Annotated in this window: 15 protein-coding genes; 3 read left to right on the top strand and 12 right to left on the bottom strand. The window is 54.4% G+C overall.

Features of this window, described 5'->3' with window-relative positions:
• Positions 1-95: 95 nt before the first annotated feature.
• From SAMA_RS07910 to SAMA_RS07875, 8 genes are all read right to left on the bottom strand, one after another.
• Positions 96-653 carry a thiol:disulfide interchange protein DsbA/DsbL gene (locus SAMA_RS07910; protein WP_011759636.1) on the bottom strand — a complete coding sequence of 186 codons (558 nt, stop codon included), beginning with the start codon at positions 651-653 and terminating at the stop codon, positions 96-98.
• A 78-nt stretch (positions 654-731) separates the two neighbouring features.
• Entirely contained in the window at positions 732-1547 is an 816-nt protein-coding gene (locus SAMA_RS07905; RefSeq protein WP_011759635.1) for an SDR family oxidoreductase, read from the bottom strand.
• 66 nt (positions 1548-1613) lie between these two features.
• Positions 1614-2828, bottom strand: a complete 1215-nt coding sequence (locus tag SAMA_RS07900) for an HD-GYP domain-containing protein (protein ID WP_011759634.1) — start codon at positions 2826-2828, stop codon at positions 1614-1616.
• Between the two features lie 523 nt (positions 2829-3351).
• Positions 3352-3843, bottom strand: coding sequence for a DUF2919 domain-containing protein (locus SAMA_RS07895; RefSeq protein WP_011759633.1), 492 nt, complete (start codon positions 3841-3843; stop codon positions 3352-3354).
• 122 nt (positions 3844-3965) lie between these two features.
• Positions 3966-4907, bottom strand: coding sequence for a collagenase (locus tag SAMA_RS07890; RefSeq protein WP_011759632.1), 942 nt, complete (start codon positions 4905-4907; stop codon positions 3966-3968).
• 125 nt (positions 4908-5032) lie between these two features.
• Positions 5033-7045, bottom strand: a complete 2013-nt coding sequence (ligA, locus tag SAMA_RS07885; protein WP_041410257.1) for an NAD-dependent DNA ligase LigA — start codon at positions 7043-7045, stop codon at positions 5033-5035.
• A gap of 62 nt (positions 7046-7107) precedes the next feature.
• Positions 7108-8160, bottom strand: a complete 1053-nt coding sequence (zipA, locus tag SAMA_RS07880) for a cell division protein ZipA (protein ID WP_011759630.1) — start codon at positions 8158-8160, stop codon at positions 7108-7110.
• Positions 8161-8183: 23 nt separating this feature from the next.
• Positions 8184-11603 (bottom strand): chromosome segregation protein SMC, encoded by a 3420-nt coding sequence (locus SAMA_RS07875; RefSeq protein WP_011759629.1) that lies wholly within the window; start codon positions 11601-11603, stop codon positions 8184-8186.
• 294 nt (positions 11604-11897) lie between these two features.
• Between SAMA_RS07875 and cysZ the strand changes: the two genes are divergently transcribed.
• On the top strand, positions 11898-12692 hold the full coding sequence (gene cysZ / locus SAMA_RS07870) for a sulfate transporter CysZ (protein WP_011759628.1): 795 nt from the start codon (positions 11898-11900) through the stop codon (positions 12690-12692).
• Positions 12693-12839: 147 nt separating this feature from the next.
• Positions 12840-15188 (top strand): carbohydrate binding family 9 domain-containing protein, encoded by a 2349-nt coding sequence (locus SAMA_RS07865; protein ID WP_157608318.1) that lies wholly within the window; start codon positions 12840-12842, stop codon positions 15186-15188.
• A 99-nt stretch (positions 15189-15287) separates the two neighbouring features.
• Here SAMA_RS07865 and SAMA_RS07860 read toward each other — a convergent pair whose 3' ends face one another.
• The 3 genes from SAMA_RS07860 to SAMA_RS07850 are packed head-to-tail and all read right to left on the bottom strand — an operon-like array spanning position 15288 to position 18798.
• A complete protein-coding gene (locus tag SAMA_RS07860; RefSeq protein ID WP_011759626.1) occupies positions 15288-16538 on the bottom strand; it encodes a GGDEF domain-containing response regulator in 1251 nt (416 codons plus the stop codon).
• A gap of 11 nt (positions 16539-16549) precedes the next feature.
• Positions 16550-17674: a beta-ketoacyl-ACP synthase III gene (locus tag SAMA_RS07855; protein WP_011759625.1), complete on the bottom strand. Its 1125-nt coding sequence runs from the start codon at positions 17672-17674 to the stop codon at positions 16550-16552.
• Complete coding sequence (locus SAMA_RS07850) at positions 17671-18798, bottom strand: RDD family protein (RefSeq protein ID WP_011759624.1); 1128 nt, start codon at positions 18796-18798, stop codon at positions 17671-17673. Before SAMA_RS07850 ends, SAMA_RS07855 begins: the two co-directional genes overlap by 4 nt.
• A gap of 210 nt (positions 18799-19008) precedes the next feature.
• Here SAMA_RS07850 and cysK point away from each other — a divergent pair, with 210 nt between their 5' ends.
• Positions 19009-19977, top strand: a complete 969-nt coding sequence (cysK, locus tag SAMA_RS07845) for a cysteine synthase A (RefSeq protein WP_011759623.1) — start codon at positions 19009-19011, stop codon at positions 19975-19977.
• A 99-nt stretch (positions 19978-20076) separates the two neighbouring features.
• On the opposite strand, the gene SAMA_RS07840 is transcribed toward cysK, so the two are convergent.
• Positions 20077-20739, bottom strand: coding sequence for a TetR/AcrR family transcriptional regulator (locus SAMA_RS07840; RefSeq protein ID WP_011759622.1), 663 nt, complete (start codon positions 20737-20739; stop codon positions 20077-20079).
• Positions 20740-20842 lie beyond the last annotated feature (103 nt).

Raw genomic sequence — 20842 nt, 5'->3', positions numbered from 1 at the left:
TGATGGTTCAAATCAGATTTATTGCATCCATTCCGACCTAGGTCTAACAAAGTAAAACGCCCGGCATAGCCGGGCGTTTCTTTCACCATGTATGTTTACTGCTTGACCAGGTATTGCACCAACTCGGCTATCTCAGCGCTGCTGCGGCCCTGAATGTTCAACATGTATTTGCCATTCACCAGCAGGCTTGGCACACCACGGATACCTGAGAGCTGCGCCTCGGTATCAAAAGTCATCATGGCCAGTTTACGGTCGGATGACGCGATTGCCTTATCCAGTTCGTCAGCCTTAAGCCCCTGGGACACAAAAAACTGCCGCACGTCAGCTTCAGACTGAAATGGAGCGACTTCTTGAACCTGCTTGAAAATGGCGCCGTGGGTCTGGTCGGTTACGTTGAATTTTTGAGCAAGATAATAAGCCAGTTGGCTCATTTGCCAGGGGTTACGGCCTGCGCCGACCGGCGTTCGCTCGAAACGAACCTCTTTTGCGACCAAACCCACCGCTTCTTCGATGGTGTGGTCCATGCGAAAACAATGAGGGCAGTTATAGGAAAAAAACTCCCGTAGCACGGGGGTATGGCTCTCGCTGAAGCCTTCTACCCTGACATAATCCTTACCTTCAACAAAGGTCGCTGCCATGGCAGACAAGGACATCAGCAGCCCCCCTAAGGCGCCCAACAGCTTTAATGATGTTTTCACGGACAAACTTCCTTCTATCAATGATTTTATGCTTTAAAACGCATCTGCAGCATGCAGCATCGCCACAGGATCGGGGTAAGAATACATAAAGCCGTGCAAGCGACAAATCAGGCTACCGTCGACAAGCTTGCCGTCGGTGTCATCGCCAGCAATAAACGCTGGTAACTCATAGCCAGCAACCTGTGCCGCCAGGGTGTAAAACTCAGCCTTTGTGGGGTGCTTAGGCGCGCACAGGTTATAACAGGGTGCCAGGGTATCGGCAAAAATAAGCGCCATTACACCCTCGATGCAATCGGTAAGATGCACCAAGTTAACCGGCACGGCCCCACCCGCGATGTCTTTTTTACCGGCAAAAAAGCGCCCGGGGTGTCGCTCTGGCCCCACCAGTCCGGCAAAACGAACCACAGTGGTATTAAACGGGGCAAACAGGGCTTCAGCACCCAGTAAGATTGCCGCCGTGGGGGAATGAGCACTGCTGTCGTGTTCATCCAGTAGTTTGGGGAAATCGGGATAAACTCCAGTAGAGCTTATAAAAATCAATCGCTTGGGAGGCGTTTTTACGGCATCACGCAATGTAGCGAGGCGCTCAAGGTAGCCTGAATCGCCGCGGCGAAGGCCTGGAGGGAGGTTGATCACCAGCACATCGGCATCGAGCAGTCCTTCGGGCAGGACAGCATCCTTATCTAAACCCACACAATAGCCTTCAATCCCTGCTTGTGTGAGTGCCTCCACTCCTGCTGGAGTACGTTTGCATCCTTTAACCGCCAATCCCTTGCTCTTCAGTAGTCTGGCAAGCGGGAAACCGAACCAGCCACAGCCGATAATAGAAATGGTTTTAAAATCAGACATGAAGTAACGGGTTAATCCCAGAGTGGCTAATAAGAGGGATTCAGAATACGCACCTGTGCAGAAAACTCAAGCTTCGAGCGCGGCAAAGTAATAGCTGATGGGCGCATCGGCCTGGAGTACCCGAATAGCGGCCTCGGAGAGCTCTTCGATTTTGATGACCCTGTCGATACTGACGTCTTCATTCATCAAGATTCTGAGGCCGGGGTCGCCTCCGGCGGCGCTGCAAGCCCACACCTGAGGCTGCTTGACTTCCCGGGTGGTCATCATCACCTTTCCCAAAGAACCGTCGGTGAGATGCACCAGAGTACCGGGCGGATAAATGCCCAATACCTTAACCAGGGTCGCAATGAGGGCTTCGTCGTGTTTACCTACCCTGTGTTTGAATAAATAACCCAAAGCGACTTGAGGGGAAGCAATGCTGTGGCTGGTCATTTGATCTTCAAAATCATTGGCCAAAGTGACGATTTGCGTGGTTCTGGGAATTTTTTTCCCATTCAGGCCACCCGGAAAACCCGTGCCATCAATAAATTCGTGATGATGGCGAATGATGTGCAGCACCTCTTCGGGAAACAAGCCACTGCGACTGAGCATCTCATGACCATAGTTGGGGTGCTGGTTCATGAAGTTGATTTCCTGGGTGGTGAGCGGCCCACGCTTTCGACGGATATTGTCCGGCACCCTGAGCTTACCTATGTCGTGCAGCAACGCACCCAGTGCGATATCCCGCATGTCTTTTTTGGGCATATCCATGCTCTTGGCAATCATCAGCGACAACACGGCCACACTGATTCCATGCTGGGTAACCGAGGCGCCCTGCTCACCCGCACTCACCAGCGCAAGATACGCAGCCTCCTGCTCAAACAAGTGCTCCAGCATCTGCTCAACCAGGGTGGCCGACAAACGGTAAGCGCCTTCGGGGTCGCTGCCAAGTTTGCCCACCAGGCTGCGGCTGTCGTTAACACAGTCCAAAAAACGCTTCTGGCTTTTACGTATCGCGACTCTGGCCTCGCGCTTAACATCACGCTCCGGCATGTCTTCGTCAAAGCCATCATCTTCGATAGGCACCTCTTCCTTGGGTACGTCTTCATCCAGCAGCTCAGCACCGGCCAGGACCAACACGTGTTGGACCTTCAGGCCACGAATCATTTCTATCTGGGCCTGCTCTTTGAGCTCAATCCGATTGATAAGAAACGGGTGCTCCGTCCAGGACAGCGGCAGCTTTACTGTGAGTCCCAATCTGAGTTCTGAGACCGGAATGGAGATGGGGTTGTTTTTGGCCAATCAAAGCCTCCGAAGAGGGGTGTAAAAACCTCGGTGACGGAATAGCGGTTGATAACGCGCCAATCCTATGAATTAAAAGCGTAAATCCATATTATGCATAAGGCAAATATTTATCTGACAAGTTTGGGGCCAATGGCGCATTTTTGACACGGCAGACTTGAGTTGAATTGTTTTCAACCCGAAATAATTGTATACATTATCCATTTAGTGCATAGTAGCTTGGTCACTGCGGCGCTGCGCACCCCGGGCCCGTGGTGGATTGTGTTGCTGTCAATTGTCCCGGGTAACAGGTTCACGCCTGTGGCTCGGGTTACATTCCTATTGTTGGTCAAGGGGCATTGGTAGGTATTGGCTTATCAGCCCTCAGATGTTGGCGCTGCCTTTGCAGCGCCTTTTTTTATCCCGGCACTTAATGCAAGGGCATAAGCCCTGAACTGAGGCAGAGTCCCAAACCGGAATACACCTATCGCTCTTGCCATAACTGCGGCGAACTCAATAAGCGTTTGCGCAGGCGCTGCGCCACTTATTGATGAATGACAGGACGCTTCCAGTCAGCGAGGTAAAGCCGTAAATGGCTGGATTTGAGAAGATATATGGCAAACCAGAAAATCAGCACCGCATCCGCGGCCGCCGTCCATGAAAACAAAAAGCCACTGGAGAGCAAACGCACTATCAGCATCGCGGCATCCAGCGCCAACAAGGGCCACAGCAGCCATTTCAAATGGCTGAACAGGCTCATCGCCCAATCCGGCCGCGCCTTACGCTCAAGAATAATCAGCCCATAACACAGCAAAGCCCCAAATCCGGTGGCAAGCGCCAGTAAAAAGCTTTCCTTGTGGGGATAAAACAGCCGAACCAAGCCAGCTCTGTCGCTGAATTGGGTCAGTGAGGCCACAAATACCACCCAGCCCCGGGCAAGAAAGGTCAGCAGCAGATAGAGCCCCAGCGGCGGTTTGATATGGCCCTTGTCATCGACCCAGCGGATGTGTTCAAACTTGAGCAAAGTGTGCTCCACGTCATGTCTTTCCCCTGACTTGGGGGCTAGATGCCCGGGATTCAAGGCCCGAGAACCATAAAGGCCCGCATCGGCGGGCCTTTATCGCATCTATTGCGTCAACTTGTCTGGCTTTGGGACTATTACTGGCGCCCTTTGTGCTCAGCATGACGCAGCAGCATCTGTTCACGCTTACTGTCCTGCGCCTTTGCCTTTTGCGGCGCCAGGCCATTCATCCACTCGGCAAACTCGGCCTGATAGTTTGTCGCAAACTGGCCAAGCGCCGCTTCATAGCTGGCAAACTGGTTATGTTTCAGATGCTCAGTCATGGCCAGCACTTCGGCTTCGTGGCGCTCAAACAGGAAGCGAATTGCCAGATAACTCCAGCGGTAAACCCTGTCGGTGCCATCCCGGTAACTGGTTGAAAAAATTGCCGCCAGGGTCGGGCGACGATTGGCGCGGGTGTTAAGTGCCAGATTCACCGCTGTGGCATTGTCGCTGCCAAGGGAAAGGTACTCCGCAAGGCCCTCAGCCCACCACACCATCTTACTCGGGTAGAAATTAAAGCCGCCATAGCTGACAAAGCGCCCTTCCAGGTAATGGATATACTCGTGGCGCAGATTCCAAATTTCAAACTCGGGAAGTAGCCAGTCGGCTTCGTGGGCGTAGAAACTCGCCTGGTTGTTTACATCCGCCGGATTGCCTTCAATGTAAATGCCGCCGTTGTTGGTGCTGATATTGAAAAGCTCATAGCCGTATTTGTCATATTGGGAGTAATCATCAAACACCACCACCCGCAGGCTGTCGTTGTAGTCGTTTGCCACAGGCTCACCAAAGGTTTGCATTCTTTGGTGAAAATCACTTTCCTGGCTTGAGAGCTGCGCACAGGTATCGGCAATTTGCGGGTCTGTCATGTCCTGCGCCCACAAATTGATAGTGGCGCTGCAATCCACACGGATAGGCAATACCACATCGGGATCGGCAGGCTCGGTGGGGTTGGTACCGGGGCGACCCTTGGCGTGGGAAACCGCACTGATGAGTGCCAGCAGCAAACTGACGGTGATAAGGGACTTGGGTGGGTACATGTGTTTTCTCCAGTTGTTATATTTGTGTTACTGGATATTGTATATTTTATTTCACGAGTGCGAGCAACAAAAAAACGCCAACCTGAAGTTGACGTTTTTTCAACTGGATAAATTTTTAAATCAGATCAGAGGCCTATCAGCTCAATCAGACCAGCTTCATCCAATACCGGGATACCCAACTCCTGGGCCTTGGCAAGCTTGGAGCCCGCCGCTTCACCGGCAACTACGCAGTGGGTATTCTTGGACACACTGCCAGCCACCTTGGCACCAAGGGCCTCAAGCTTGGCCTTGGCCTCGGTGCGGCCAAGACTGGTGAGCGTCCCCGTGAGCACCCAGGTTTGGCCCAGCAGCGGCTGTGCATCGGCGGATGGCTTTTCGATGGCAGGCCAGTTTACCCCGGCCGCGATCAGCGCATCTATCACCTCAAGGTTATGGGGCTGGGCAAAAAAGTGCGCCACGTGCTGAGCAACCACTGTACCCACATCTTCTACCTGTATCAGGGCGTCCACATCGGCGTCCCTGATGGCTTCGAGGCTTCGAAAGTGCTTCGCCAGGTTGGCGGCCGTGGCCTCCCCTACTTCCCGAATACCCAGTGCATAGAGGAACTTGGGTAAGGTGGTGGTTTTGGCTTCTTCAATGGCCGCCACCAGATTGGTGGCCGACTTGGTGCCCATGCGCTCAAGCATGGTCAGCTTTGACACATTGAGCTTAAAGAGATCCGCCGGGCTTTCCACCAGCTCTTTATCAATAAGCTGCTCAACCACCTTGTCGCCCATGCCATCGATATACATGGCCTTTCGGGATGCAAAGTGCTTGATGGCCTCCCGGCGCTGGGCTTCACAGAAAAGCCCGCCGCTGCAGCGGGCCACCGCCTCGCCTTCAATGCGCTCCACCAGCGAGCCGCAGACAGGGCAATTGTCCGGGAACAGGATATCCTGCGCCTCATCAGGACGGCGCTCAGGCACCACAGCCACAATTTGCGGGATCACATCACCGGCGCGGCGAATAATCACGGTATCGCCAATCTTCACCCCAAGGCGGGCAATTTCATCACCGTTGTGCAAAGTCGCATTGGATACGGTCACACCGCCCACAAACACAGGTTTTAAGCGGGCTACAGGGGTCACGGCGCCGGTACGACCCACCTGAAAATCAACGCCTTCGAGCACAGTCATCTCTTCCTGTGCAGGAAACTTAAAGGCGATAGCCCAGCGCGGCGCACGGGCCACAAACCCGAGCTGCTGCTGGGCTTCGATGTCGTTCACCTTAATCACCACGCCATCGATTTCAAAGGCAAGCTCGTCACGGCGTTTAAGGATATCCGCATAGTAGGCCATCACCTCTGCAAGGCCTTCACAGAGCTTCACTTCCTTGCTCACCGGCAAACCGAAGGCTGTAAGGCGCTCGAGTTGGCCTTTGTGGGTGGGCGCCAGCACCAAATCGGCACCATTGTCGTCCTGCACCACACCCAGCGCATAGGCATAAAATGCCAGTGAGCGCTCGGCGGTTATCTTGCTGTCGAGCTGACGCAAGCTGCCCGCGGCGGCGTTACGGGGATTGACGAAGAGCTTGTCACCCTTTGCACGGGCGCGGTCATTCAGCGCTTCAAAGGCGGCCCTTGGCATAAAGACCTCTCCCCGCACCTCCACCAATGCCGGAATATCATCGCCCTGCAGTCTCAGTGGTACCGACTTGATGGTGCGCATATTGACGCTGATATCTTCCCCGACGGCGCCATCTCCACGGGTAGCGGCACGCTCAAGCACACCGTTACGGTAAATCAGGCTCACCGCGAGGCCGTCGAGTTTAGGCTCGGCGCAGTACACCTGGGAGCCCACCTTATCGGTCAGGCGCTTATCGAAGGCGACGAAGTCTTCTTCATTAAAGGCATTATCCAGGCTCAGCATGGGTTTCAAGTGGCTGACCTGTTCAAATTTATTCAGTGCTGCGCCGCCCACACGCTGGGTGGGCGAGTCGGGCTCGGCAAACTGTGGGTACTCGGCTTCCAGCGCTTTGAGCTGGTTCATCAGCCGGTCGTATTCCGCATCGGGAATGCTTGGCGCATCCTGCACATAGTAGGCGATGTTGTGACGATTGATTTCAGCGGTAAGACGTTGAATTTCGGCTTTGACTTGCATGATGGTACCTTGGAAATGCGCGGGGCCGCTCATGCGGCCCCACTTTGTAAATCAATAACTTGTTATGCATTAGCGCGGATGCGGGCGAGATACTGTGCCTTGGTGGCATCGCTCCAGAGTTGGCGCTGACCGTCAAGCACCAGTGCATCCAGGTCGTCCGCCAGCTGGCAGGCAGAGTTCAGCATCAGCGAAAAATTCATTACGGCTTCACCGTGACATGGCAGTGTCATAAAGAGCACTATGCCGTGGGTGTTGAACTGCTCCATGGTGTCGGGGTCGAAGGTGCCTGGCTTGAGCATATTCGCCAGCGAGAACAGCACCTTACCGTTGCCGGCATTATCTTCATGGCGATGGAAAATTTCCATGTCACCGTATTTGAAATTCAGTTCAAGCAGGCATGGCAGCAGCTCTGCACCGGCCAGCACCTGACCTTCCCGTGCCACCACGTGCAGTACGAGCACATCGCGGGGATCCGGCAGTGGCTCTTCGGCTTTTGCCTGGGGCTCAGCCTGCGTCGCCGCTGAATGGGCCGCTTGCCCCTGATCCGCTGGCACTCGGGCAGCCTCTGCACGATCCACAGACGCGGGCTGATTTTCATAAGCGTCGTAATCATCGTCGTAGTCGGCGACCGACGCGTTTATCTCTTCATACAGCTCGCCTTGGGAAGGCTCCTGATCCAGGTCATCCAGAAGTCCCAGCTGCACCTGTCTGGCACTGGGTGAAGGCTCTTCATGGTGGCGAAAATCATGGCCACGACGCTCATGGGCAGCATGGTTTGGCGCCGCGTCGGCACGCGATTCCAGCACGGGCTCCTGACGCTCTTTAACACGGCGAACCTTGGGCTCGTCAGACAGGGAAAAGGTGTCGTCGTGAGACGCTTTCACAGGCTCTGATTTTTTATCGTCAGGGGCCAGTTTACGCACCCTCACTTCACCGATGCCATCGGCATCAAAGCCCTCGGCATCACGACGCCCGGGAGACATGGCGTAAGGGGTTCTGGGTTGTTCTTTAATGGTTCGGGGCTGCTGCTTTCTGATAGACCAAAACCCATGCACAAGTACCGCCACAATCGCGATGGCACCGAGCACAAACAAAACCAGTTGTAAATCTTCCATTGGATACCCTGTCTTTCCTGAATTCATTCCGTGTGTGCCATGGCCACGGCTTCTTCGATGTCCACCGCAACGATGCGGGATACGCCGGGCTCATGCATGGTCACACCTACCAACTGATCAGCCATTTCCATCGTTATCTTATTGTGGCTGATGTATATAAACTGCACGCTGGCTGACATTTCCTGCAGCAGTCTGCAGAATCGGTCAACGTTGGCATCATCCAGCGGTGCATCGACCTCGTCGAGCATACAAAAAGGGGCTGGATTCAACCTGAAAATTGCGAACACCAATGATAAAGCGGTCAGCGCCTTTTCACCACCCGAGAGCAGGTGAATTGTGGAGTTCTTTTTCCCGGGCGGCCTCGCCATGATGGTCACACCGGTTTCCAGTAAATCATTGTCTGTAAGCGCAAGATAAGCGCTGCCACCCCCAAACACCTTGGGAAACAAGGTCCCCAGATCGGCATTGACCTGTTCAAAGGTCGCTTTAAAGCGGCTGCGGGTTTCCCTGTCTATCTTCCGGATGGCCTCTTCAAGGCTTTCCAGCGCCTGCTCGAGATCCCTGTCCTGCTCATCCAAATAATCTTTGCGCGCCTTGGCTTCATCGTACTCTTCAATCGCCGCCAAATTTATGGCGCCCAAGCGACTGATTTTACTTCGAAGCTTCTCCAATCTTTGCTGCCACTCCTCCACAGAGGCGTGGGGAGGTACGCTTGGCAACACCTCATTGAGTCGAATATTGGCCTCGGCCAACTGCCCAAGTTGGGTGTCGCCCTGCCCCTTTAAACCTTCCCGTCGTAGCTTTAACGATTCGAGGGTATGAGTCAAGTGGTCTATCTTGCCAACTTCTTGTTTTTGCTTCAATAGTAAAGCATCAATCTGTTCCTGAACCTGAGCCTGCCGACTGCGGTTTTCCGCGAGCGCCGTTTGCCTTGTTTGCTGGGTGGCAAGCTGCTCACGCAATTTCATCGATAAGGCTTCGCGGTCGGCATCACCGCTGTGCTCAGATTGGGCTTTCAGCTCGGCGTCCAGGGTCGCTTTTTGTGTCAATAATTTTGACAGTTGCTCCTTTCCCGATGCCATTTGCTGGTTGATAAGGGCGAGAGACGTGGCCAGTTCGGCCCGTGTGGCCTTAGCCGCTTCGACCGATTTATCGATGTTTGCGACTGAGGCTCGACGCTCTTCAGCCATGCGTCTGGCCGGGATAAGCTGCTCCCGTACCTGTGCCAAGGCCTCTGCCGCCTGCTCCAATGCTTCTTCCTGCTGCACCAGGGCTTCGTCTGCCACCTCCAGCTCCAGCAAAGACTGCTCGTGCTGCTGGGTCAAACGCTGAATTTGTTCATCGATGAAGGCTCGCTGTTTGGCGCGCTGGGCCTGATGAGCGACGCTGGCTTCCCACAGGGTTTGCTGCCGAGCCTGCTGTTGTTTTGCTTCAAATAACTCGGCTTCAACGGCTTCCCGATGAATACGGGCCAGATTCAGCGCATCACGCTGCTGCGCCACCGCCCGCTCATACTGAGCAAGCTCAGCCTGTATCTGGCCAATACGGGCACCAAGCGCTTCAGCCTCTGCTTTAAGTGCCACCTTGTCGGTGCCGGTACCCTGTTGTTGCAACACCAACCCATGGCCGACCAGATAGCCATCCTTGGTGGCAATGAGCGTGCTTTGCGCCGTACCGACCAGGCGCTCCTGAGCCTCATTCAAGCTTTCGGCAAAGCCTACCGTATCAAGCCAGGGCGCAAGATTGGCTGGCGCCTGCATAATGCCCCAGTCGCCCTTTTCCTGATATCTGAATCCCCGGCCATCAAACGCATCCTCACCAAAGGCCGTGTCTTCAAAAAGAGGCTGCTCCAACAGATGCCCAAGCAGCAGCTCTGCGGTCTTCTCCCACCCCGCAGCCACATCAAGACGCTGCCAGAGTTTGGTGCGCGCGGAGCCAGCATCATTGACTGCGTTGTCATCAAGCAGCCTGGACAGCACCGAATAGCGCCCCTGTGCTTCGCTCTGCTCGCCACGGCACTTTGCCAGTGCCTGTTCACACTCTACAAGCGCCGCCTTTACCTGAGACTCCGCCGCTTTGGCGTTGTCAAACCTTACCGTCAGCGGCACCAGAATTTGCTCCGATGGCGGCGTAACCGGGTCGACGTCCTCATCCCCCTGGGACGCTTGCTGCTCACGGTATCCTGACAGTGACTGCGCTTTTTCCTGACTCACCTGTTTGAGATGGACGAGTCGCTGGGAAGTCAGCTCGCATCGTGCCTTGGTTTCACCGTGGCGGCGCTCCGCCTGGGTCACAGCATCCTTGAGCTGCTCCAACACCTCTTCGGCTTCTTCAGCGCTTTGACTCCAGGCGTCCTGAGTCTCTTCCAATCCCAGTAAAGCGTCTTCCTGACCGGCAAGCTTGTCGGCCGCTTCTTGCTGAGCGGCCTCGAGCGACGCCTGCCTGGCCATGAGCCCAGAAATCTCCTCTGCAAGGCTATCTCCCCGGCTTCGCAGACTGTGACTGCGCTCTTCCAAATGGGACAGTTGCTGCTCGAGGCGCGCCACTTCGGTTCCGGCCAAATAGTAAGCTTCGAGCGTGTCTTGCTCTTCATCCACCAAAGCTGCGAGCACGAGCTTCTGCTCATCGAGCCTGGCGGCGGTGGTATCAAGGGAGGTTTTGGCGCTCTGGTATAGAAAGTCCTGCTGCGTAATTTCGCGGCCCAGGGCATCGGCCTGCTGACAGATTTCCTGATAGCGCATCACCAGCAGCTCGGCGTGGGTGGTACGTTCGGCCTGTTTGTATTCCCGGTAACGTTTGGCGGCCTCGGCCTGCACGGCGAGCTTGTCGAGCTGTTTACCCAGTTCCAGTCGAATATCGCCCAGACGCTCCAGATTTTCGCGGGTATGGCGGATGCGGTTTTCGGTATCGCGGCGACGCTCTTTATAGCGGGAAATACCGGCGGCTTCTTCGATAAAAACCCTGAGCTCCTGGGGCCGGGATTCAATCAGGCGCGAAATCATGCCCTGTTCGATAATCGCGTAGCTTCGCGGCCCAAGGCCGGTGCCCATAAAGAGATCTGTGATGTCCTTGCGGCGACATTTCTGGCCGTTGAGGAAATACAGCGACTCTCCATCACGGCTTACCTGACGCTTTACTGCGATTTCTTCATAGCTGGCGTACTGGCCACCAAGACGCCCTTCCCGGTTATCAAAGACCAGCTCGACCCCGGCAACGGACACGGGCCTGCGGGCGCTGGAGCCATTGAAGATAACGTCAGTCATGGAGTCGCCGCGCAAATGCTTGGCAGAGCTTTCGCCCAGCACCCAGCGCACGGCATCAATCACGTTGGATTTACCGCAGCCATTAGGGCCTATGATGGCGGTTAGAGGATTGGGGAATGGGATCCTGGTGGGATCGACAAACGACTTGAAGCCAGCAAGTTTTATTTGTTTCAGTCTCATAATGCCAGTCAAATCGCTTCAGTGGCCGCCAACGCAGCCGTCGCGCCGATGAAAAAATTGCCCCGCCGATGGGCGAGAGCCTTCATTCCTGTTGTTTGCTGCCAACTTTACCAAAGCCCATTTGAATTTGTAACGTTTTTATCACCCTAAAAGAGGCCCCAGCCACACAAACAGGTGTCAAGCTGAATATGGGTAAGAGTGCTGGACGTATTTCGCCACAATTTCAACCTTGCAACCTTGGCAGACCTTGGCCGACAATGCCTGCAAACACAAACGTTTGGAGCAAAGCCCCTTATGTCACGACCGACTCTTTCATCTACCCGGGAATCAGCCCGCCAGGCCAAGAGTGGTTTTAACTACTTTATGGAAGGCTTTCATCTTATTCGCCGCCCCGGCCTGCGTACCTTCGTTTTTATTCCACTGATGATTAACCTGCTGCTGTTTGCCGGTGCCTTTTACGTGGCGTTTGGCCAGCTCGAGCAGCTTTTTGCCTACATCAGCGGTCAGCTGCCCGAATACCTGTCGTGGCTCAATTTCCTGCTGTGGCCGCTGGCCGTATTAACCATGTTGGTGGTGATGGCCTTTATTTTCAGCTCAGTGATGAATTGGCTCGCCGCCCCCTTCAATGGCCTGCTGGCGGAAAAGGTAGAGCAGCTGCTCACCGGCAAGACATTGTATACAGGAACGACCTCGGACTTAATCAAAGACTTGCCGCGGATCCTTGGCCGAGAATGGCTCAAGCTCAAATACTACCTGCCCCGCGCCATCCTGTTTTTACTGCTGTTTTGGGTGCCGCTTGTAGGGCAAACCGCCGCCCCTGTGCTGTGGTTTTTGTTCAGCAGCTGGATGATGGCCATTCAGTACTGTGATTATCCCTTCGATAACCACAAGGTTCCGTTTAACGACATGCGTTTCGCCCTGCGGCAAACCAAGGGGACCAGCATGAGCTTTGGTGCCGCCGTCACCCTGTTTTCGATGATCCCTGTGGTGAATTTTATCGTGATGCCAGTGGCCATTTGCGGCGCCACCGCCATGTGGGTTGACCGTTATCGCGAAGCCTATCGCCATCCCAACATAGCGCCGGAATAATCGTCCTCGCCTTTGCAATCAGCGCCACAAAACGCCCGCTTCTATGCGGGCGTTTTATTTCCATTCAGAATTTGTAACAAATCCACCTACATAGCGACCTTCAGCTGAGTTACACTCGCCCACAAAATAATGACAAGAACAGTCTCTATGAAACCCTTTCGTTTCCCTTTAGCCCCCGGTTTGGCGCTGCTGTTTGCTTTATCCCCTCAAATCAGCTTCGCCGGCAGTGCCAGTCAATTTGATATACGCATTCCTTCTCTCACCACAGAGGCACAGATTGACGGCGACCTCAGCGACCCTGTTTGGCAGCAGGCATCCAGCACTTATCTGACATTCGAAACCCGTCCGGCCGAAAATGCCCCCGCAACCGTGCAAACCCAGGCATGGGTATATGCCACAGACTCCACCCTGTATGTGGCATTCAAGGCTGACGATCCCTACCCGGGCAACATCCGGGCCCACTTACGCCCCAGAGATGATATCTGGGGCGATGACATGGTCGGTATCAAGCTGGATACCTTTAACAATGCCCGTCTTGCCTATCAGTTTTTTATCAATCCGCTGGGGGTGCAGCTCGACTCCATAGAAAATGAGCTCAATAAGACTGAAAGTGCTGCCTGGGATGGCATCTGGCAAAGCGCCGGGCAAATCACAGACACAGGTTATCAGGTAGAAGTGGCTATTCCGCTGTCGCAATTGAGTTTTGACGACAGCCCCGGTGACAAAACCTGGGGATTTGAGCTCATCCGTTTTCATCCCAGAGACGCCGAACGCAGACTATCTACCCACGCCATTTCGCGGCAAAACAGCTGTCAATTATGCCAGCTTGGTGTGGCGAGCGGGTTGGCCACCGTCAACCTCGGCAACGGGCTTCAGGTGACGCCTTCTCTGGTGGCCAAGGGCCACAGAGACCGGGGGCAAGCCCCCGGCAGTGAGTGGCAGGATAATCAGGATGTGGATGTGGGTGCAGACCTTCGCTGGGCGCTCAGCCCGTCCTCTTTGCTCAACGCCACCCTGAATCCGGATTTTTCACAAGTGGAAGCCGATGCCGGCCAGCTGGACGTCAACTCGAGTTTCGCCCTGTTTTTTGAAGAAAAGCGCAGTTTTTTCCTTGATAATAAAGAGTATTTCGACTCTCAGGTCTCACTGCTGCATACCCGCAATCTGGTTGACCCGGATTATGGGGTAAAATTTACCCACAAGTCAGAGGCACACACCTTTGCATTTTTGGGTGCCAACGACAGCGCCAGCCACTTTCTGGTGCCCGGAAACCTGGGCTCCTCAGTCGCCACTATCGACAGCGAGAGCCACAACCTTGCCGGCCGATACCTCTACACCAGCAGCGAAGCCCTGGCCGTGGGTGCTGTCATCACCGGCAAGCGCAGCGACGATTACCATAATCTGGTGGTGTCGGCGGATATCAAATACCAGCCAACAGCTCAGGACACCTTTATCGGCCAGTTTGCCAGTTCAGACACCCAGTATCCCTTGGATTTGTATCGGGATTTTTGTCACTCGGATGAGGATTGTCTACCGGCGGATAGCTGCAATTTCAACGACTGCGAACTCAATGAACAGGTACTCAGAACCCATAAAGACGGTACGTTTCGGGGCGAGATGTATCGCCTTGGCTATAAGCATGCGACCCGCGACTACTACCTCAAGGCCGATTATGAGTCGGTGGGTGACGATTTTCGCGCCGATCTGGGCTTTATCGAGAAAGTCGACCAACGTAAAGCCGTGCTGGGCGGCGGCTATATCTGGTACCCCACCGACAGCTGGTTCAACGAAATTGAGCTCGGCGGTGACTGGGATATCACCCAAAACCAGAATGGCGAGAAAATCGAGCAGGAGCTCGAAGGCTGGCTCTCGGCTGAAGGTGGCTGGCAAAGCTGGATCGGCGGTGGCTGGTTAACCCGCGAAAAGGTGGGGCGCCGTCTCGATGCGAGTTCCCTCGCCATTGACGGCAATACCACCCTGTTTGACGAAACCCGCGTTTGGGCTGAAGCCAGCGCTCATCCTCTTTCGTGGGTTGGCGGCGGCCTGGCCGCGTCCTGGGGCGACGAAGTTGACCTGCAAAACAACCGCCTGGGTAGCAGCCTGCGGGCCAGCGGTGAGCTTGAGCTCAAGCTCACCGACGGTCTGGTGTTTGAAGCAAGCCACGCTTACTATGCCCTCGATGTGGACGAAGGACGGCTCATCACCGCCAATCTCACGGACGTGCGCATCAACTGGCAGCTGAGCGTAGAAAGTTTCATCAGATTTTCAGGGATTTATACCCATATCCGTCGAGACCCCGGGCTGTACCTTTATCACACCCCGGATAACCTCAGCAAAGATTTGGGCACAGAACTGCTGTATGGCTATAAGCTCAACCCACTCAGTGTGTTTTATCTTGGATATGCTGACGGCATGCGGGCTGACGACCGTTGGCCGGGTTTGACCCGTACCGAACAATCGCTGTTTATGAAAATGAGTTACGCGTTTATTTTGTAACTACCAGAAGGGTATGACAAAGCGCAGCATGGTTTATCTGCTGCGCTTTCATGTTCTCTGCTGCGCTTTCATGTTCTCAGCGGCGCTTGCAAAATTGATTTACTCGGCCAGCACGCAGCGATTACGCCCGTTTGTTTTGGCCTGATAGAGTGCCACATCGGCTTGTTTTATCAGGCTGTCCAGAGTCTCTTCGCTGTCATGCCCGAGCGCTACAATGCCAATGCTTGCGGTCAATCTCAGTTCGAGTTCGCCAAACACAAATGGCTCCATCGCCAGGCGTTCACGAAAACCTTCCATCAGCGCCAGAGCGCGCTTGCCATCCAGTCCTTTCAAGGCCACAACAAACTCCTCGCCACCAAAACGGGCAACGGTAAAATGCTGCCCAAGCGACTGTTTCAAGCGCGAAGCAAACTCCGTGAGTACAAAATCGCCGACATCATGGCCATGCTTGTCATTGACGTCTTTAAAAAAATCGATATCCAGCACAGCGAGCGAAAAACTCGCTCCCTGCTGCCCCAGTACAGGCACCTGCTGACTGAAGCGATTGAAGAAAAAACGGCGGTTATACACCGAGGTAAGGTAATCCAAATTGGCCTGCTCCCAGAGCTGCCTGACCATCTCAAGGGATTCAAGGGTGTTGCTCACGCGGCAGTGAAACTCTTCGTGTACAAAGGGCTTTTGCAAAAAGTCATTGGCACCGTTTTTAATAAAACGTGCCGTGAGGGTTTCGTCAGTGTCGTTTGAAAGACCGATAATCGCCATTTCCTCACGGCTGAATTTTTCACGGGCTCTTAAGATAAGTTCAAATCCATCGATACCCGGCATATTGTAATCGGCAATAAGCAGGCGAATGCCGGACACGGCGTCAAGCAGCTCCAATGCCCTGGCGCCGTTTTCGGCTTCGATCACTTCAAAAAGATGCAGCTCCAACAGATTACGGACAAATTTGCGACTGAGGGCCGAATCGTCGGCCACCAACACCTTGGTGTGGCGGTTGCGAGCAAGGGTGGCGATAAGTTTGACTACGTACTCGTAACTGTAACGGTTTTCCTTGTAGACATAATCCACTATGCCCATTTGCAGTAAACGGCGGCGCTGCTGTGCATCCAGGCTGCCGGTCAGCACGATACAGGGCGTCTGATTGCCAAGCACCAGCTCGACACTCTCCCCGCCGGGAGCATCGGGCAGGTTGAGATCGCATATCGCCACAAAATAGTCGTGCTTGGCCAGCAGGGCCGCGGCGCTGGCCAAGTCCGGCGCAACATCAATGCTGCACTCGAGCTGATGGGTCAGCATATGTTTGAGGATGCGTGCTGCCACGCTGCTGTCTTCTACCACCAGAATCCGCACACCGATACTCCTTACACTGCCCGCAAAATAAAGCTGCCGATGGAATAACCGGCGCCAAAGGAGCACAGAAGCCCCAGGTCGCCACTGCCAAGCCCTTCTCTGTGTTGATGCAGTGCAATGACAGAGCCGGCCGATGCGGTATTGGCATAACGGTCTAGCACTACCGGCGCCGTATCGGCACTCACATCATCCCCAAGCAGTTTTTTCACCACAAACTGGTTCATATTGATGTTGGCCTGGTGCAGCCACAGCCGCTTCATGGCTTCAGGCGTGAGGCCAGCATCGGCGAACTGACTGTCGAGATGACTGTAGATCATAGGCAAGAGTTCTTTGAAGACTTTTCGCCCCTGCTGATGGAACAGCTTGTCGGCATCATAGGCCGTGGCCGGATCGCAGCGATTGAGAAAGCCAAAATTGCTGCGAATGTTGTTGGAATACTGGGTCACACAGCGATGCCCCAGTATTTCAAAACTCTGGTGGCTGCGACTGCCGGCTAAAGGTTCGACGACCATGGCTGTCGCCACATCACCAAAAATAAAATGGCTGTCGCGATCGCGGTAGTTCACCTGGGCCGAGCAGATTTCAGGGCAAATCACCAGGGCTCGCCGGGCACTGCCCTGGGCAATCAAGCCCTTGGCGGCGGCCAATCCGAAGGTGGCCGAGCTGCAGGCCACCTGCATGTCAAACCCGAAGCCCGAAGTGCCGAGGGCCTGCTGAATTTCAATGGCCATTGCAGGATACGCCCTTTGGGTATAGGCGCAGGCGACTATGACCAGGTCGATATCTGATGGTTGCAGCCCGGCATTGGCCAGTGCCTCTTGAGCGGCCAATACCCCCATTTCACCCTGCAGTGACAGGGCATCCGCTGGCCGCTCGGGAATAAGCGGCATCATGATTTCAGGGTCCAGGATCCCGTCTTTCACCATCACGTAGCGATGCTTAATCCCCGAGGCCTTTTCAATAAATTCACTGGATGAGTATGCAAGCGGCTCAATATGGCCAAGGTCGATTTGGCCTTCATGCTCTCGGTTAAAGAGATCCACATAGGCATTGAAGCTGGCCACCAGGGCATCATTGTCTATTCCTTCCGGCGGCGTAAAAACGCCGGTGCCGGTAATGGCAATTGACTGAGTCATGTTTTGTTTCCTTCTGAAATCGGAGTCTGCCGTGGCTTGGTTAAATCAATCACCACAGTGGACGATATCTTGTCCTGAATGGCCTGACGATTTGCATCCCAACACACCTGCAAAAAACCCAATAGTCCGGTGGCAAACCCCGCACCATAGCCGCCATAGCGCCCAAAAGCAGCCCAGAGTCCCAACTTGGAGCCGTCCAATGAAATCACCCGGATCCCAAGGAGTTTCTTGCCCAGTGTCTGGCCATCAAACCAGGCCGTAAACACAGTAAAGTAGAAAGCGGCCCAGCCGAAACCAAGACCCAGATCGTTTAAAATGCCTTTTACCCATTGAATGAGGCTGTAATTCCCGGTGGGGGCTGCGTTTTCGAAAGACCCTGTTTCGACGTTCCGCTCGTCGTCATTCCCGGGGGATATAGTCACTTTGCCGGGGGATTTATCTGCCTCGGGTACAGACCCCTGCCCCGCATGCGGAGCGGCAGAAATGTCGGCGCCCGCGGGGTTGGCACTGCGCAATGGCAGCTGGGCCAAACGCATGGAAAGTCTCTCTTTGAGCACTGAACGCTGAGCATCCGTCAGCGAGACTTCATCGAGGGTACCAAAAAGCAGTGCCTCGGCTTCTTCCCGGTGGAGCGACGATGCGGCGAGCTCAGTGGCAAGAGCATCGGCCTGCTCATCAACGCAGTCAGGGGTGTCACAAAGCGCCAGCGCTGTAGTGTGTGGAACCAACGCCAGCAGCTGGGTTGCCGATACGACGTCTGACGGCCTCTCACCAAGGTTTTCGCCGACCTGACCACGCTGCACGAAAGATTCAGACAATACATAAAGCATGACCAGGGTCATCAGCAGGTAGATGGCCAGCTTGGCATAACGGCCAATACTGGTAAGGCGTTTATTTAAATAAGAGGCGAGCAATACCAGCAGCACAAACACCACCCCGGCTTCTTCGGCGAGCACAGCAATCACCAAACCATCTATGGAGATGGCGAGGGCCCGTTTCACGGGGGAAGCCAGGGGCGTGTAAAGCAGGCCTTCATTCACACTGAAGGCGTGGGGCGTAATAATGGTGCGCGGATCCTTGCCACCTGGCAAGGCGCCTGTGTGATTGGCTTGCGGCTTTGTCATACTTGTGTCCGGCGGCTGTACACCCGTGGATGACAACTCTCTTGTTATTGATTCGAGGTTATCACATTCAATTGCCGAACAAATCAGACATTATGAATAAAAGCGAATGCTTTAATAACTAAAAGAAATAACGAAGAACAAAGAATCACTTCTCAATGTCGTAACAGCGTTTATGCTTAAATGCGATAAAGTCACAGGAGCTGCATTCCCATGAGCAAAATCTTTGAAGACAATTCTTACACGATTGGCAATACCCCCCTGGTACGATTGAACCGTGTCAGCAACGGCAAGGTGCTGGCCAAGGTTGAAGCCCGTAACCCCAGCTTCTCTGTAAAGTGCCGTATCGGCGCCAACATGATTTGGGATGCCGAAAAGCGTGGCGTGCTGACCAAAGACAAGGAACTCATCGAACCTACGTCCGGTAACACTGGTATTGCGCTGGCCTATGTGGCCGCGGCCCGTGGTTACAAACTGACCCTGACCATGCCCAACACCATGAGCCTGGAGCGCCGTAAGCTGCTCAAGGCACTGGGTGCCAACCTGGTGCTGACCGAAGGCGCCAAGGGCATGAAAGGCGCTATCGAAAAAGCCGAAGAAATCCGTCAGTCTGCACCGGAAAAATACGTTCTGCTGCAGCAGTTTGACAACCCTGCCAACCCGGAAATCCACGAAAAAACCACAGGCCCAGAGATCTGGAATGATACCGACGGTGCCGTTGACGTGGTGGTGGCCGGTGTGGGTACCGGTGGTACCATCACAGGTGTGAGCCGCTATATCAAGAAGGCACAGGGCAAGGCCATAGTGTCTGTGGCCGTTGAGCCTGTTGACTCACCGGTTATCAGCCAAACACTTGCTGGTCAGCCTGTTCAGCCAGGTCCGCACAAAATTCAGGGCATTGGCGCCGGTTTTATTCCGGGCAACCTTGACCTTGAACTGATTGACCGTGTTGAAACCGTCAGCAACGAAGACGCCATCGAGATGGCCCACCGCCTGATGAAGGAAGAAGGCATTCTGGTGGGCATTTCCTCCGGTGCAGCCGTGGTTGCCGCCAACCGCATCGCAGCCCTGCCCGAGTTTGCTGATAAAAACATCGTGGTCATACTGCCATCCGCCGCTGAACGTTACCTGTCTTCAGTACTGTTCCAGGGTCAGTTTGGCGACCAGGAAAACGTGCAGTAAGCCGTCAACGTAATATACGTGCGATGGGTTGATTAATGACAACCCACACAAAAAAGCCCGGTCCCAATGATTTGGGGGCGGGCTTTTTACATGAAATCGTTATACAGAAATCGCGACAAATTGGGATTCGAGCAGGGACGTCACGGCGCTCCTGCACTCTTCTTCGTCCCATGGCCGCACCGTATAGCGATACTCAAGCAGCCTGATAAGTCCCAGCATCTGACACGCCAGCGCCCGTGGCGCACCGGCACCGATTTGACTGAAAAAGCCCATCATGGGGCCAAAAATGGCATCATCAAGCGCCACAATCGCCTGGGCCAGCGCCGGATTACGCAGCGCCTCGTCATGAAATGCCAGCTCAAGCAACCGCCCTTCTCTGTCTTTCGCATGGCTCTTGATATGTTCACAGACAAAGCCGCTCAGCATGGCGACCAGCTGCGCCCGGCGACTGCGGTCTTTAAGCGAGGCAGCGTTAAAGTCTCCCAGCGCAGCAAAACTCTGCTTTTCCAGGGTCAGATTGGCTGCCATGGTTTTTTCCACGTGAAATGTGAGGGCATCGTGGATCAATTCTTTGATATCACTGAAATAATACGTGGTTGAAGCCAGTGGAACCTGGGCCATTGAGGCCACCGCCCGGTGGCGTACACCGCGGATCCCTTCGGCGACAATCAGCTTAAGGGTAGCCTCGAGAATGGCGACCCTGCGGGCCTGGCCATCACTGCGGCTCGCTTGCCGACCTATATAAAGTAAGGGTTGTAACATTCGTGTTTCCTGACCTTGGACCTGTCCGCCTATGTTTTTAACGCTATCACCTTTGCTGCCTGCATTAAATTCCTGTTTTGAATAATAAAGGGTGATTGCGTCC

The sequence above is a fragment of the Shewanella amazonensis SB2B genome, from assembly GCF_000015245.1.
Lineage (GTDB): Bacteria > Pseudomonadota > Gammaproteobacteria > Enterobacterales > Shewanellaceae > Shewanella > Shewanella amazonensis.
This window is presented reverse-complemented; position numbering and strand designations above follow the sequence as displayed.

Coding starts and splice junctions, on each gene's coding strand:
- SAMA_RS07840 (WP_011759622.1), bottom strand. CDS start 20,739: ATGTTACAACCCTTACTTTATATAGGTCGGCAAGCGAGCCGCAGTGAT.
- SAMA_RS07855 (WP_011759625.1), bottom strand. CDS start 17,674: ATGACTCAGTCAATTGCCATTACCGGCACCGGCGTTTTTACGCCGCCG.
- SAMA_RS07905 (WP_011759635.1), bottom strand. CDS start 1,547: ATGTCTGATTTTAAAACCATTTCTATTATCGGCTGTGGCTGGTTCGGT.
- zipA (WP_011759630.1), bottom strand. CDS start 8,160: ATGGAAGATTTACAACTGGTTTTGTTTGTGCTCGGTGCCATCGCGATT.
- SAMA_RS07865 (WP_157608318.1), top strand. CDS start 12,840: ATGAAACCCTTTCGTTTCCCTTTAGCCCCCGGTTTGGCGCTGCTGTTT.
- cysZ (WP_011759628.1), top strand. CDS start 11,898: ATGTCACGACCGACTCTTTCATCTACCCGGGAATCAGCCCGCCAGGCC.
- SAMA_RS07910 (WP_011759636.1), bottom strand. CDS start 653: ATGTCCTTGTCTGCCATGGCAGCGACCTTTGTTGAAGGTAAGGATTAT.
- SAMA_RS07875 (WP_011759629.1), bottom strand. CDS start 11,603: ATGAGACTGAAACAAATAAAACTTGCTGGCTTCAAGTCGTTTGTCGAT.
- ligA (WP_041410257.1), bottom strand. CDS start 7,045: ATGCAAGTCAAAGCCGAAATTCAACGTCTTACCGCTGAAATCAATCGT.
- SAMA_RS07850 (WP_011759624.1), bottom strand. CDS start 18,798: ATGACAAAGCCGCAAGCCAATCACACAGGCGCCTTGCCAGGTGGCAAG.
- cysK (WP_011759623.1), top strand. CDS start 19,009: ATGAGCAAAATCTTTGAAGACAATTCTTACACGATTGGCAATACCCCC.
- SAMA_RS07890 (WP_011759632.1), bottom strand. CDS start 4,907: ATGTACCCACCCAAGTCCCTTATCACCGTCAGTTTGCTGCTGGCACTC.